The sequence below is a fragment of the Pseudomonas sp. S3_A03 genome (assembly GCF_054668275.1).
The window spans coordinates 2144261-2158250 of record NZ_CP162753.1 but is presented as its reverse complement, the minus strand read 5'-3'; the positions used below and the strand labels follow the sequence as shown (position 1 = coordinate 2158250).

The window sequence follows — 13990 nt, the reverse complement described above, 5'->3', positions numbered from 1 at the left end:
GTCGTCGGGGTATGACGCCGGTTATTTGGCTGCTTGAACCAATGTGTTGGCGTCAATCTGCTCAATCGACGTCACGCCGGTCAATGTCATTGCCACGCGCATCTCCCTGGCGAAGATATCCAACAGGTTTTCCACCCCGTGCCGGCCATCGGCGGCCAACGCATAGGCGGTCGCGCGGCCCAGCAGGCAAGCTTTGGCGCCCAGGGCGAGCATGCGCACCACATCCAGCCCGGAACGGATGCCGGAGTCCACCAGCACCGTCAGGTCCTCGCCCACCGCGTCGGCAATCGGTGGCAGGGCTTTGGCGGTAGACAGCACGCCATCGAGCTGACGGCCGCCGTGATTGGACACCACGATGGCATCGGCGCCGAAACTGACCGCGTCCTTGGCGTCCTGAGGGTCGAGGATGCCCTTGATGATCATCGGGCCCTTCCAGAATTCGCGTATCCATTCCAGGTCTTTCCAACTGATCGACGGGTCGAAGTTGTTGGCCAGCCAGCCGATGTAGTCTTCCAGGTGCGTGGGTTTACCCAGGTACTTGGAGATATTGCCCAAGTCGTGGGGGCGGCCCATCAAGCCCACATCGAACGCCCACTGCGGCTTGGTGACGGCTTGCAGCATGCGCCGCTGCGCCGCAAACGGCCCGGACATGCCCGAGTGGGCATCGCGATAGCGCGCGCCCGGTGTCGGCATGTCCACAGTAAACACCAGCGTGGTCACCCCGGCTGCCTGGGCGCGCTCCAGCGCATTGCGCATAAAACCACGGTCTTTGAGCACATACAGCTGGAACCAGATCGACCGCGGGCTTTGTGACGCCACCTCTTCGATCGAACACACCGACACCGTCGACAGGCAGAACGGGATGCCTTTATTGGCCGCTGCCTGGGCCGCTTGCACTTCGCCGCGTCGCGCATACATACCGGTCAAGCCCACGGGGCTGAGGATGACCGGCATGTCCAGTTCCTCGCCCAGCAGCGTGGTCTTCAGGCTCAGGTTGTCGACATTGCGCAGGATGCGTTGGCGCAGGCTGATATCCGCCAGGTCCGAGCTGTTGGCGCGCAGCGTATGTTCGGCGTAGGCGCCACCGTCAATGTAGTCAAACAGAAAGCGCGGCAGCTTGCGCTTGGCGGCGGCGCGGTAGTCTGAGGCGGACGAAATGATCATGCACGGGATCTCGGCAGGGCAGGGTGGCTCCAAGATAAGCAAACATCTGTCATGATAAAAGCAACTTTTATCGCTAGTTGCCAGTCGCTAAAGGAATACTGATGAACCTCAGAACATTGCGCGCCTTCGTCGAAGTCGTGCGCCAAGGCGGCTTCTCCCAGGCCGCCGAGGTGGTGTCCCTGACCCAATCGAGTGTGAGCAAGGCGGTCAAGACCCTGGAAGACGAACTGGGCACGCCGCTGCTCAGTCGCCTGGGGCATAAGAACGAACTCACCGCCGCCGGCGAAATCGCCTACAGCCGCGCTTTGGTCATGCTTGCCGAACATAACGACCTCGTCGCTCAAATCAATGACCTGCGCGGCCTCAAGCGCGGTGTGTTACGCATCGGCCTGCCGCCGGTGGGATGTGGGGTGGTGTTCGCGACGATGTTCGCCACCTACCGCAGCCGCTACCCGGACATCGACATCGAACTGACCGAATATGGCAGCAAAAAACTGCGTGAATGCCTGGACGCCGGGGAGGTCGACCTGGCGGCCCTCCTGCTGCCGATAGATGAAGGCTTCGACTATCAACCCGTGCGCAACGAACCGCTGATGGCCGTACTGCCCATCAGCCACCCGCTGGCCGCACGCGCGAGCATCGACTTCACTGACCTGGCGGATTCACCCTTTATCCTGTTCGAAGCCGGCTTTGCCCTGAACGCCAAGATCCTCAAAGCGTGCGAGCGCAAAGGCGTCATGCCGAAGATAACCGCCCGCAGCGGGCAGATCGACTTCATCGTCGACCTGGTGTCCGCCGGACTCGGCGTCGCCTTCCTGCCGCGCATGCTGGCCCACAAGCACCAACACGCTGGCATCGCCCTGATCCCCCTGGACGAACCCCACACCGACTGGCACATCGCCCTGGCCTGGCGCGCCAGCGCCCACCTGCCACCCGCCGCGCGGGCCTGGCTGGAATTGGCCAGGGAGCCGCAACGTTCGACCGGTCATCCGGATTAATCCGCCGAAATGCTGTGCAAAGCTTGACTTATCCTTTTCAATCAGTAACATACGGCGCATTCCGCGATAGCTCAGTTGGTAGAGCAAATGACTGTTAATCATTGGGTCCCTGGTTCGAGTCCAGGTCGTGGAGCCAGATAGGGAAAAGCCTGCAGCGATGCAGGCTTTTTTTTGCCTTGGATTTTCCGGGGTGATCAAAGCGCACAGCGTGACCTGCATGAAAGCATCTCAAATCCTACGATTCCGAGGTCAATATCATGAAAGTCACTGCGGTCGTTTCAACCAAAGGCGGGCCGGGTAAAACCACGGTTGGCGTCAATCTGGGCGCGTTCTGCGCCGATGCAGGGATCCGTACCCTGCTCATCGATCTGGATAACCAGCCGTCGCTGTCGTCGTTTTATGCGCTATCGCATGAGGCGCCTGGTGGCACCTATCCACTGATCGCGAATAACGAAACTCGGGCCGACCAGGTCATTTCGCGGACCTGCACTCCTAATCTCTCGCTGATCCACTCCAATGATCCGTTCAATCAGTTGGGAAATCTGTCGCGGCATGCTGCTGACAGGCGTCTTCGTCTCAAGAATCTGTTGCCTGCTTTCGAGCAGGACTTTGATCTGATTCTGATCGATACCCAAGGAGCTCGCTCCATCGTGCTGGAGATGGCCTTGCTTGGGGCACACATGGCGATTTCGCCCATCACCCCGGATATGCTGACTGCACGAGAGTTTCAGCGTGGGATGCTTCAGCTTTATCGAGACCTTGAGCCGTTGGCAGCACTGGGCGCAGTGACGCCAATGCTGAATGTCGTGATCAACAAGCTTGATGCAACCAATGATGCAAACCTGATTTATCACACGCTGACCGAAACCTTTGCTGATTATCCGAAGGTCCAGATGACCCAGACCACGATCCCGGCGGCAGTGAGTTTTCGTCGGGCTGCCACAGAAGGCATTCCTGCCCACCGCCTGGAATATCGCGTCCCTACTCACCGCCGTTCACCGGACGATTAAAGACGGGATTTCAGATGCCGAACAAGTGCCGCGGAAAACCATCTTCAGAAGGAAGCCCAAGGGACCCGAACGGGCACCCAGGAAGGTTCGGTTTGGAATCTATGACATCCGCTACATGTCGGATCCAGTCTGAGCTTGGTCCGATACGCTGTACCAGGAACCAGATGATAGCGATCTGTCCATAAAGACGGGTGAGTGCACTGTGATCCAACTTCAACGTTTGGAAGTATGGCTCTGCAGCAAGGTCAGGGAGCGCATTCGCTGACACCTGGTTCCAAATACGACTGTGATGTGCACAGCGATTTCGAAGGGTGTTAATTTCTTGCAGCCAAAGCTTGAGTGTCCTGGTGTTCGAGACACCCAGGCGCTGTGCGATACGGTTTTGATGGTTGCCCTTGAGTATCTCGTAGTACTTGGAGAGCGTACCGAAGTCCCAGGCCTCAATGGCTACCCAGAAAGGAATCGCCTTGCGGTTTCGTTTGTGCCACTCAATGCAGTCCTCTTGGCTGCGGGCAACTAGACCGTTTTGTCTTTCAAGCCACTCTCGCCAGGTGTTGCGTTGCCTTTTGCTTCTATCCGTCCAGTTTTGGGTCTGCTTTGGGACGATGAAACTGGGATCCGTATAGGCCAATGCCCCGTAATACCCGACTTCATGGGCAGTGACAGTTCGAACGTGGATCTCGATTCGCTCGATGGCATCAAGCATTAACTGGCGCAGCTTTTTGTCGAAAAGGTAAAGGCTAAACGCGTCGTCGAATGTGGTGTCTGGAAGGAAGGAGTTTTGTCGAAGGGGCTTTTGGGTCACCTAGCAGAGCACCACATTCTGCAGGTGGTCTCGTACAAAATCACGAGCCGGGAACCAGTAACCGCTCAGACGGTAGTAGCCTACCTGAGCGATTTTGCGTTCCGAACGGGCTGGGTTGGCGATGCCCATACCGCGTTCAATCAGTAACGCAACGAGGTCTGGGTAAGTCCGAAAGGGCTTCGGTGGCGAGAGCTGCTGCAACTTCCGTGTTCCATAAACAAGAAGGCCCGAACATAGAGCTGGACAAGCCAGCCCCAGAGGATCGGGCGCTATTGGGCCCAAATCTCGGCTATCAGCGTCTCAGTGTCAATCGACTGGCAGCGTGCGTGAGTAGGCTGAGTGTATAGGACTATCAGAGCCTGAAAGCTTTGGCGAATTTATGAATCTGTCACTTTTGATTAATCTTGAGTGGGCTGGAGAAGGGCGGAGCTTCTGCTCTACCGGGCGGAGGTGTTCTGGTGCCGGTACAGGTTCCGACCGCGCCGGTTGGAGGGCTATGCATCACTGGCCGCATGTTTACGTGGATATTCTGCGATTTAAACACAGAGGTCACGGGTCCGTGAGCTGACTGTTGCCGCCTCCTTTTCCTACAAGTCATTGCTTTGCCACGCTTTGACAACCCAATCCAGCCCGACTAACTTTCGTGATCCGAACGGGCTTGTACGGCGATGGCTGGCACTAGGGTCTCGGTATTCCCGGCACATCCATGTTGATCTTGCGCCAGAAGGCTTGCGAGAAGCTATAAACCGAGAAAGCTATCAGCCCTGATGCCATCACCATCAAAATCAACCAACCAGCGGGTAGGTTTTGCAGCGCGTTCAGTGCTTCCTTCATCCCCGGTGGGTCCATGGCTTGATAAGTGGAGCCGCTGATTGCCAGCAGCAGCGCAATCTCTATAAACACGACCCCACGGGCAACTAGACCGAATCGAGATACAGGGCGGACATACCGCATGACGTCTTCATCGGCCTCAAAATATTTCTCGAACGACGCCTTCCATCCCTTGATGATGTGAGCAATACCGACGCCCAGCGGAATGAGTGCGATCAGGTACAGCATCAAATTCGAGTGATCCCAAGACAAGACATGCGCCAGCCAGTCTTTGGACTGCCCACCGGAATGACCCGAACGTTCAATGCCGCTAATGAGCAGGCCCAATGCAAAGAACGCTAGAGCGCCGTTGACCAGACCTCCCGCCAACAGGCCTGCACGAATCACCAGGCCTTTGAGTGCTTTGCCGTGATGATCGACATCACGCGTAGCTTGCAGCACGCGCCACGCCGCAAATGCGAGCAGACCCGCCACCACCAGCCCCACTAAAAAATAGCCAAATGGTTGGCTTAGCAGTGCTTCCAGGCTCTTATGGCTGTCTTTGGGTTTTGTCGAATCCTGCGCTGCCAGCAGTGCGAAGAGACCGATGATCAAATAAAGCAGCCCCCGAGCGGCGTAGCCTCCCCGAGCAAGTATCACTAGGCTATGTTGCGCGGACATTCGATGTATTCCCAGGTTCTGATAAAGGAGCAGACCCTTCTCGTTGGGCTGGGTTCTATTTTCCAGTCGATGACTGTGATGTGTGATCCGGCTGCGGCAGTCGAGCACTGGCGTGCCGCCAACGTGCGTTAACCTGCCGGATACCAGGAAGGCCACATCAAGCAGACCTCTATGGCTACCCGTCTCAACGCACTGCGTTGCACCGACCTCTGCTATTTCACCCGCGCGTTGGCGCAGCATCGGAACCCGCCTCGCGACGTGGCAAGCGGCCGTTGAGCACGGCATACGCCACCAGCCCGATCAACAACCCCCAGAACGCCCCGCCGATGCCGAACACGGTAATGTTGGCGGCAGCCGCCAGGAAGGTTATCAGCGCGGCTTCGCGGGATTTGGCGTCGACCATGGCGCCAGCCAGGCTGCCGCCGAGGGTGCCCAGCAGGGCGAGCCCGGCCAGGGTTGTGATGAAGGCGGCCGGGAAGACCATGAACACCGCGGCGAGGGTCACGCCGAAAATCCCCACCAGAATATAAAACACGCCTGCGGCGATGCCGGCGATCCAGCGCTTGGAGGGTTCTTCGTGCGCCTCCTTGCCGGTGCAGATAGCCGCTGTAATCGCTGCGATGTTGAACGCGTGGGAGCCAAACGGTGCCATCAGCAAGGAACCCAGCCCGGTGAGGGCCACGATTGGATTGGCGCTGGTGCGGAACCCATCGTTGCGCAGTACCAGCATGCCAGGCATGTATTGGCCGGTCAGGGTGATCAGAAACAGCGGCAACGCGACGCTGAGCAAGGCATTGAGCGAGAACTCAGGCCGGGTGAACACGGGGGCTGCAAACTGCAACCCAAGCCCTGACACATCGAAACGTCCCTGAATCAGCAAAACGACCAGGCCCAGCGCCAGCACGCCCACCACTGCGTAGCGCGCGGTAAAGCGTTTGAGCAGCAGGTAAGCAACAATCAGCACCCCGACCAGCGTCGGCTCGACGCTCATGCCGCCAAAGGCGCCGATGCCGAACTGCAACAGGATACCGGCCAGCAGCCCTGCGGCCACGCCTGGCGGGATCAGGCGGATGACTTTCTCGAAATAGCCCGACACGCCCAACAGCACGAAGGCCGCGCCCGAAATCATGTACGCGCCCACCGCCTCGGCATAGGGCGTGGTGGCCAGGGCGACGACCAGGAACGCCGCCGCAGGCGTCGACCAGGCGGTGATGATCGGTTCGCGCGCGACCCAACTGAGCAACAGCCCGGTCACCCCCACGCCAATCGATACGGACCACACCCACGAAGCGGTCAACTCAGGGCTCAGCCCCGCGACCTTGGCCGCCTGGAACACCAGGATGAAGGTACCGCCATAGTTGACGATGACCGAGATCAGCGCGGCGACAATCGGATGGATAAGATCTCTGAGGCGAATGGATGAGTTGGCGGGTGACGAAGACATGGCGTTACGTTGCTCCTTGCAAATGGCGATGAGCAAAGTCTACGGATAAACTGGCCTGTCATTTACGGCCAATTTATTCACGTAGGGCAGACCGCATGGCAAATACGTTCGAACTCGAAACGTTGCAGATACGCCTCAACGATGCCGAGTTTCAGAGGCTGGACTTGCATCAGCGGATCCAGCGCGCCCTGCGTGCCTTGATCCTTGAAGGTGCCCTCGGCCCAGGCCTGAAGTTGCCGGCGTCCAGGGTCCTGGCCAAGACGCTCGGCGTGGCCCGCGACACGGTCGAGAACGCTTATGTGCATTTGCACCGTGACGGTTTCATCGTGCGGCGCGAGGGCTCGGGCAGCTACGTATCCGCGGCGGTCGGCGCCGAATTGCGCGGGGCTGCGCGCCGGCGCACGAACGTGCAAGGCGCCCCGCACAGCGAGGCGCCGCCGGGGGCGGGCCTGAGCCAGCGCGGGCGGATGATTTTCAACAGCGGTGGCGTTAACGATCAACAAGTAATCAAGGCATTTGCCACCGGGTTGCCGGAAACCCGAACCTTCCCCACCCGGATATGGGAGCGCCTGCAACGCCAGGTCACGAAGGATTACCAGGCCAATGTCCTGCTGCATGGCGACCCCCAAGGCGCCGAGCCTCTGCGCAAGGCAATCGCCACGTACCTGAACCTTGAGCGCGGGGCCAAATGCTCGCCTGAGCAGATCCTGGTGTTAAGCAGCACGCGCCAAGCCCTGTTCCTGTGCGCCCAGTTGCTGGTGGACGCCGGCAAACCGATCCTGCTGGAAAACCCGGGCTACTTCGGTGCCAAAAAGGCCTTTGAAACCGCCGAGGCCAACGTGGTGCCCATCGATGTCGATGCCCAGGGCATACGCACGGACCTGCTGCGGGCCGATCGCAGCGGTGCCAATTGCGTCTATGTAACGCCCTCGCATCAATACCCCACCGGTGCGACCTTACCGCTGGAGCGTCGACTCGAGCTGATCAACTGGGCGACCGAGCATGGCAAGTGGATCATCGAGGACGACTACGACAGCGAGTTCCACTACGACGGGCTGCCGATTGCGTGCGTGCAGGGCCTGGACAACGATCAACGCACGATCTACCTCGGTACCTTCAGCAAAACCCTGTATCCGGGGTTGCGGATCGGCTACATGGTGCTGCCTCTTGAGTTGGTCAAAGCCTTCACCTACGCACGCAGCATCATGGACGGCCACACACCGCAGAGCCTTCAACTGACCCTGGCGCGCTTCATGGAAGACGGCCATTACAACGCGCATGTCCGCGCCATGCGCAAACTCTACGCCGCGCGCCGTGCAGCCATGCTGGATGCGATCGGCCGGCACCTTGGCGCAATTGTCACGGCCTTAAGCCCCCAGGGCGGGCTGCAGATTCCCTGTTTGCTGGCCGAGGGTTGGTCGGAAGAAAACACCATCCGCCAGGCTGCCCGCGTGGGCGTGCAACTGCCCGGCCTCAGTCGGCTCTATGCCGGCGTAGAGAAAAAACACGGTTGGCTATTGGGATACTCGTCCCTGACCGCCCATGAAATCGAAGTCGCCATGCAGCGCCTGGCCGGTGCGCTGAGCAAAAAATAGGGCAACCTTTCCGATCTGGGAAAGCGCGTCGCGCTATCGGGCAGGAAGCGCGTTCTGTGTCTATGCTGCTTAAGCACAGCGGAATGTGCGTGCAATGGCTTGAATTCAGTTGAGTCACGAACCTCAGCAGTTATTCAGCTACTCCCTGAATATGGAAATAGGCTCGACGTGTCTCTGAAAAAAATCTTGTGTGTTGTCGGGACTCGTCCCGAAGCGATCAAAATGGCCCCGGTTATTTTGGCCCTGAAAAAAGAACGTTGGGTGGATGTGCGTGTACTTGCCACGGCGCAACACCGTCATCTGCTGGACCAGATCCTGGTGTCTTTCGGGATCGAACCCGACATCGACCTGGACGCGATGCGGCCCAATCAGACCCTCACCAGCTTGACCGCCCATTTGTTGCTCGACCTGGACACCGTGCTCCTGCAAGAGCGGCCCGATGCCGTTTTGGCACAGGGCGATACCACGTCGGTGCTGGCCTGCGCCTTGGCCTGTTTTTATCACCGTATACCGGTGGGTCATGTTGAGGCCGGCCTGCGCACCTGGGATATGCAACAACCGTTTCCAGAGGAAGCCAACCGTGTGATGACCGGCAGGTTGGTGCGTTGGCACTTTGCACCGACGGCAAGCGCCCGGCAAAACCTGTTGAAAGAGGGCGTCTGCGCTGCAGATATTGTGGTCACCGGCAACACGGTGATTGATGCCCTGCTCACGGCAGCGGCCAGGGCGCCGGCGCTCAACCTTGATCTTGACCCCAGCCGACGCCTGGTGCTGGTGACCTCTCACCGCAGGGAACATTTCGGCGCGCCGTTTCTCGATATTTGCCGGGCATTGCGTACCCTGGCCGAGCGCAACCCTGAGGTGCAGTTCCTGTACCCCGTGCATCCGAACCCGAATATCAAGGAGGTCGCGCATGCGTGTTTGGCCGGGATACCCAATTTCAGGCTCTGCGCGCCGCTCGATTACACGACCTTCATCGCCGCCATGCAAGCCGCCTATCTGATCCTGACCGACTCGGGCGGGGTGCAGGAAGAAGCCCCGGCACTGGGTAAGCCTGTACTGGTCATGCGGGATGAAACCGAGCGACCCGAGGCGGTTGAACAGGGTTGCGTAAAACTGATTGGTACGAACGGCGATCACATTATTGAGGCCGTGCAGCACCTGCTTGATGATGAATCGGCCTATCGGGCCATGGCGCTCGGCATTTCGCCCTATGGCGACGGGCAGGCGGCCGGACGTATCGTCAACGCCCTGCGCGAGCACTTTGTTTGAACCGCGTAGTCATCCTTTCGCCGCTACCCTGGGAGAGCTTCGCTCAGCGGCCACATAAGTTTGTCGACTGGCTTCACCGCCGCACGGGCGTGTCGGTGCTATGGGTGGACCCTTACCCCACGCGGCTGCCCAAGTGGAGCGATCTGCGGCGTCTGCGCGCATCCCCAGTTGTTCAGCCACCCAGCCCAACGCCCGCCTGGCTAACGGTTTTGAAGCCGGGCGGGTTGCCCATTGAGCCGCTACCGGGGGCAGGCTGGGTAAACCGTTTTGTGTGGCGGCATGCCTTGAGCTTGATCGAAGGTTTCGCGCGCGAGGCGCCCACCTTGCTGGTGGTCGGCAAGCCGTCGGCGCTGGCGGGGTTGCTGTTGCAGCGTCTGCCGCATTGCCCGTCGCTGTATGACGCCATGGACGATTTTCCGGCGTTCTACACCGGTTTTTCGCGCGCGTCCCTGGCGCGATGGGAGCGGTTGATCGCTCAGCGAGTGGATGTCATCTGGGCGTCGAGCTCTGGCATTAATGCGCAATGGCGCGGTTATCGGGACGATGTGCACCTGGTGCATAACGGTCTGGATCTGGCGGCAGTGCTCGGCATACAACCTGCGCCGACGTCCTCCACGCGAAAGGTGTTCGGCTATGTGGGCACGATGGCCTTCTGGTTTGACTGGGGCTGGGTAGCCGCCTTGGCCCTGGCCAGGCCCCACGACGAAATCCGCTTGATCGGCCCCGTGTTCGAGCCGGCCGCCCATCAGCTACCCCCTAACGTCGTCTTGCTGCCCGCCTGTGATCATGACGCGGCACTGCAAGCCATGGCTGAGTTCGACGTGGGGTTGATCCCCTTCAAACCGAACGTACTCACCGCCTCTGTCGACCCCATTAAATATTACGAATACCGCGCCCTGGCGTTGCCCGTGATCTCCACCGACTTTGGCGAAATGCACTGCCGCTCAGACCTGCCAGGTGTGTTTATCAGTCATTCGCTGACCGATCTTGCGGCGCTGGCCGAGGCAGCCTTGTGCTGTGAACGTGACGCGGATGAGGCCCATGCGTTTGCCTTGCAACACTCTTGGGAGGCGCGTTTTGATGCCACTAAACTTCATTCATGAGCGCGACGTTGCCGCAGGCCAGTGGTGCGCGCAACGTCGTCGCGGCCTTATTCATGTTGATGGGGCACCCATGGGCCCCATTTGGCCTCGTAGATCGCTTTGTTTTTCTCGAACAGTGCCTGGCGTTCGCTCTGGTTTATTTGCCCGAACGAGGCCGACAGCTGGTGATGAATGAACACATCGCGCGCGCATGCGCAGGCGAGGCCGGCGTGTTCGACACGTCGGCAGTAATCGTCATCTTCGAAAAAGCCTCGGCCATACACCTCGTCGAGCGGGCCGATTTGCGTGTAGGTACTGCGCCGCATCATCACGCAGAAGAACGCCAGGGTCGGCTGCCGGACACGCTCGCCAAGGTGCCGGCAGGTAAAGCGTCGAGCCGCTTGCGGCATCTGCGCCAGGCTGGTGTAGGTGACATCAACCTTGGCTTGATTGCCGATATTATTGGTCACCGGGCCAATCAGGCCGAGTTCAGGGTTACGTTGCAAATGCCGCTGCAAGGTACTCGCCCAGCCTGAAGTCACCTGGGTGTCGTTGTTGAGCAGCACCAGATAATCGCCGGTGGCGACCGCCAACCCCTGGTTATTGGCTGCCGCGAAGCCTCGGTTGTCCGGGTTGAGGATGACCCTGTGCCCGCTGTCGGCGGCCCACTGCGCCAGGAAGTCCGCGGTGGCGTCGCTGGAGGCATTGTCCACCACGATAATCTGCAGCGCGATGCCTTCGCGGTGGCGCTCAAGGCTTTCGAGGCAGGCGCGGGTCAATGCCAGGTTGTTATAGGTCACGACGATCACGCTGACCCGCGCGGCGTGGTCGCGGTGTTCGGCCAGGGTGATGAGCGCATCGGCGCGGTGCGTCCAGGTTTGTTGAGCCGCGAACGCCTGTCGTTGAGCGAGGTGTTCGGCGGTGGAGGGTGCCAGTGCCTGGGTGATCGCGGCAATAAACCCAGGCGTATCCCTGGCGACCTGCACCAGCGCGCCAAATTGCTGCATTTCCGGCAGGTCCACCGAAACCACCGGTTTGCCGGCGCTCAAGTACTCGTAAACCTTTACCGGGTTGGTGGCGAGCGTCAGCGGCGTCACGCGAAACGGCACGATGCACACGTCGAAACCATGCGCGTAATAGGGCAGGGCGCCATAGGGCACTTCGCCCATGAACTCGACGTTCGGGCAGCCGCGCAAGCGTGCCTGCACCCCGGCCGTATCGGCACCGATCAGCAGCACCACATGCTGTGCAAAGGCCTCGGCGATGCTGGCTACCAGTTCGGCGTCGAACCAACCGGCAATGGCGCCGTAATAGCCGATCACCCGGCGTTGCAGGCGATCCCGATAGACCGACGCCGGGGGGCTGGAAAAATGCGCGAAGTCAGCCGCGTTACGGACGATAGCGCTGGGTTCGTGTGGCTGGGCCGGCCATTGCCGGGCCAGCCAGTCGGAGGTAAACAGCCGGAGGTCGGCGTCGCGCACCAGTCGCCGCTCAAGCTGCAGGATGTCCGGGGCGTTGTCGTCGAACCCTTGGTGATGGTCCATGCAATCGTAGATCAATCGACTGTCGGGCAATTCACCGGCGATGTCGCACCAGAAGGGATGTTGCACCAATGAAATAACACGGGTAGATCCGGACCACAGCAGCACCTCACCGATACTGCGCAGCAATTGGTGAACCTGCGCCGCGTTTGGGGCACCGGCGTAGATACGCGGCGCGCCATGGGCGAACAGGCTGACCTGGAACAGCCGGCCCTGTTCATCCAGCGGCGCCAGTTCAAAGCCGGCATGGCGCGCATCGATCAACGACGACGACACGTAGATCACCCGGCGCCCCGTGGCGCCCAGTGCCTGGGCCAGTTGTTGCGGGCGTTGGTGGCGCAAGTCCCAGTCGATGGCGCCCCAGATGATGTAGTCGGCCAGCCCTGCCTGTTGGGGCTGCGGCACCGGTGAGGGGCTGATAAAGGTTTGTCCTGCGTTCATGGCATTTCGTATGGCGCGCACAGCGCCCAGCAACACCCGTCGATAAATCGCGGCGAGCAGCTTTTTTATACTGGCCGGCAACGGCAGCCGATGGTAAGCCGCGCGCCAGCGGCTAAGCCGCGAGGGGCGTCGATCGATCAGCATGGCGCGGGCCGTTTCATGCGGTTTTCCCCGGCGATGCGGCGACCACCACGAAGTCACTTTTCAGCGTGCCCGACTCGATAAGGCCGTCCTCGATGTCGAACAACATTTGCAGCACCCTGAGCGACTGTGGATTATCCGGCGTGAAGTTGCCGGCGATGCCGTGCAGCAGAAATTGCAGGAGCGAGCCGCCGCAGCGGTTCAGCGCGCGAATCTCGAAGTGCTCCTGCACCACGCGCAAAATGTCGGCGGAGCGCACGGCTTCCGAGGGGTCGACCTTCACCACTTCGATGGGGTCGGGTAATGGCACGGCCTGTTGCACCTGGCCGTAGGAACCCTTGACGAATGAGCGGCGAAACGGTTCTGGAATCAAGCCGAACGCATGGCTGATGGCCGCACATTGTTGCGCATCAAAGGCAAAGTGATTGGCCCCGACGTACTCATTGAAAAACAGCCAGCCACCGGGCTTCAGGCTGTGGCGAACCCGTTGGCAGACGATTTCCAGTTCGCGGATGTGGTGCAGCGAGCCATTGAACCAGACCGCGTCGTAGCAGTTGCCGGGCAGGTCCGTCTGTTCGATGTCGCACAATGAATAGTTGATGCTCGACGCGCCGATCGCCAGCGCCTCGGTTCTGGCAACGTCGAGTGCGCCAGGCGCTATGTCCACGGCATCGCACTGCTCGAAGGCGTTGAGCTTGTAGAGCTCTCGCTCCAGGGTGCCGGTGCCGCAACCGATACTCAGCATCCGCGCGCCGGAAACCGAGTGGCCCAAAAACTCCTTGAGGCAGTACTGCACCCAGCCAGGGTGGCCGCTGCCGGCAGTCGCTTTGTGCTGATGGCGCCGTTGTACGGCGGGGACCGCGAGCCAATACACATCCGCGGAAAATGCGTCGGAGCCGGCCATGTTCTCCGACCAATGATCGGCGGTGACTTGCTTGTCGGCGCTGACCGCTTCCGGCTGGGCGTTGAGCTTTTTCATGATTCGCTTGAACACGATGTCATCCTC

General features: G+C 60.1%; 11 protein-coding genes and 1 tRNA gene. 6 read left to right on the top strand and 6 right to left on the bottom strand.

Annotation, left to right across the window (positions count from 1 at the left end):
• Nucleotides 1-21 precede the first annotated feature (21 nt).
• Entirely contained in the window at nucleotides 22-1164 is a 1143-nt protein-coding gene (gene lldD / locus AB4O25_RS09740; protein WP_017527747.1) for an FMN-dependent L-lactate dehydrogenase LldD, read from the bottom strand.
• A 101-nt stretch (nucleotides 1165-1265) separates the two neighbouring features.
• Here lldD and AB4O25_RS09735 point away from each other — a divergent pair, with 101 nt between their 5' ends.
• The 3 genes from AB4O25_RS09735 to AB4O25_RS09725 all read left to right on the top strand — a co-directional run bounded on the left by AB4O25_RS09735 (nucleotide 1266) and on the right by AB4O25_RS09725 (nucleotide 3172).
• The gene (locus tag AB4O25_RS09735; protein ID WP_017527748.1) at nucleotides 1266-2162 is read left to right on the top strand and encodes a LysR family transcriptional regulator; all 897 of its coding nucleotides are present in this window, start codon (nucleotides 1266-1268) and stop codon (nucleotides 2160-2162) included.
• A gap of 60 nt (nucleotides 2163-2222) precedes the next feature.
• A tRNA-Asn gene (locus AB4O25_RS09730) sits at nucleotides 2223-2298 on the top strand.
• A gap of 121 nt (nucleotides 2299-2419) precedes the next feature.
• A complete protein-coding gene (locus AB4O25_RS09725) occupies nucleotides 2420-3172 on the top strand; it encodes a ParA family protein (RefSeq protein ID WP_460150811.1) in 753 nt (250 codons plus the stop codon).
• Nucleotides 3173-3182: 10 nt separating this feature from the next.
• On the opposite strand, the gene AB4O25_RS09720 is transcribed toward AB4O25_RS09725, so the two are convergent.
• From AB4O25_RS09720 to AB4O25_RS09710, 3 genes are all read right to left on the bottom strand, one after another.
• Complete coding sequence (locus AB4O25_RS09720) at nucleotides 3183-3977, bottom strand: Abi family protein (protein WP_460150810.1); 795 nt, start codon at nucleotides 3975-3977, stop codon at nucleotides 3183-3185.
• A gap of 678 nt (nucleotides 3978-4655) precedes the next feature.
• Nucleotides 4656-5468 (bottom strand): DUF1206 domain-containing protein, encoded by an 813-nt coding sequence (locus tag AB4O25_RS09715; protein ID WP_017527752.1) that lies wholly within the window; start codon nucleotides 5466-5468, stop codon nucleotides 4656-4658.
• Between the two features lie 217 nt (nucleotides 5469-5685).
• The gene (locus AB4O25_RS09710) at nucleotides 5686-6912 is read right to left on the bottom strand and encodes a benzoate/H(+) symporter BenE family transporter (RefSeq protein ID WP_017527753.1); all 1227 of its coding nucleotides are present in this window, start codon (nucleotides 6910-6912) and stop codon (nucleotides 5686-5688) included.
• A 95-nt stretch (nucleotides 6913-7007) separates the two neighbouring features.
• On the opposite strand from AB4O25_RS09710, the gene pdxR reads away from it, so the two are divergent.
• The 3 genes from pdxR to AB4O25_RS09695 all read left to right on the top strand — a co-directional run bounded on the left by pdxR (nucleotide 7008) and on the right by AB4O25_RS09695 (nucleotide 10882).
• Entirely contained in the window at nucleotides 7008-8507 is a 1500-nt protein-coding gene (pdxR, locus tag AB4O25_RS09705) for a MocR-like pyridoxine biosynthesis transcription factor PdxR (protein WP_017527754.1), read from the top strand.
• Nucleotides 8508-8729: 222 nt separating this feature from the next.
• The gene (gene wecB / locus AB4O25_RS09700; protein WP_065877733.1) at nucleotides 8730-9779 is read left to right on the top strand and encodes a non-hydrolyzing UDP-N-acetylglucosamine 2-epimerase; all 1050 of its coding nucleotides are present in this window, start codon (nucleotides 8730-8732) and stop codon (nucleotides 9777-9779) included.
• A 284-nt stretch (nucleotides 9780-10063) separates the two neighbouring features.
• Nucleotides 10064-10882 (top strand): glycosyltransferase family protein, encoded by an 819-nt coding sequence (locus tag AB4O25_RS09695; protein WP_460150809.1) that lies wholly within the window; start codon nucleotides 10064-10066, stop codon nucleotides 10880-10882.
• Nucleotides 10883-10929: 47 nt separating this feature from the next.
• Here AB4O25_RS09695 and AB4O25_RS09690 read toward each other — a convergent pair whose 3' ends face one another.
• Both AB4O25_RS09690 and AB4O25_RS09685 read right to left on the bottom strand, forming a co-directional pair.
• Nucleotides 10930-12987, bottom strand: coding sequence for a glycosyltransferase (locus AB4O25_RS09690; protein WP_116077672.1), 2058 nt, complete (start codon nucleotides 12985-12987; stop codon nucleotides 10930-10932).
• Nucleotides 12988-13000: 13 nt separating this feature from the next.
• Nucleotides 13001-13978 (bottom strand): class I SAM-dependent methyltransferase, encoded by a 978-nt coding sequence (locus AB4O25_RS09685; RefSeq protein WP_223271396.1) that lies wholly within the window; start codon nucleotides 13976-13978, stop codon nucleotides 13001-13003.
• Nucleotides 13979-13990 lie beyond the last annotated feature (12 nt).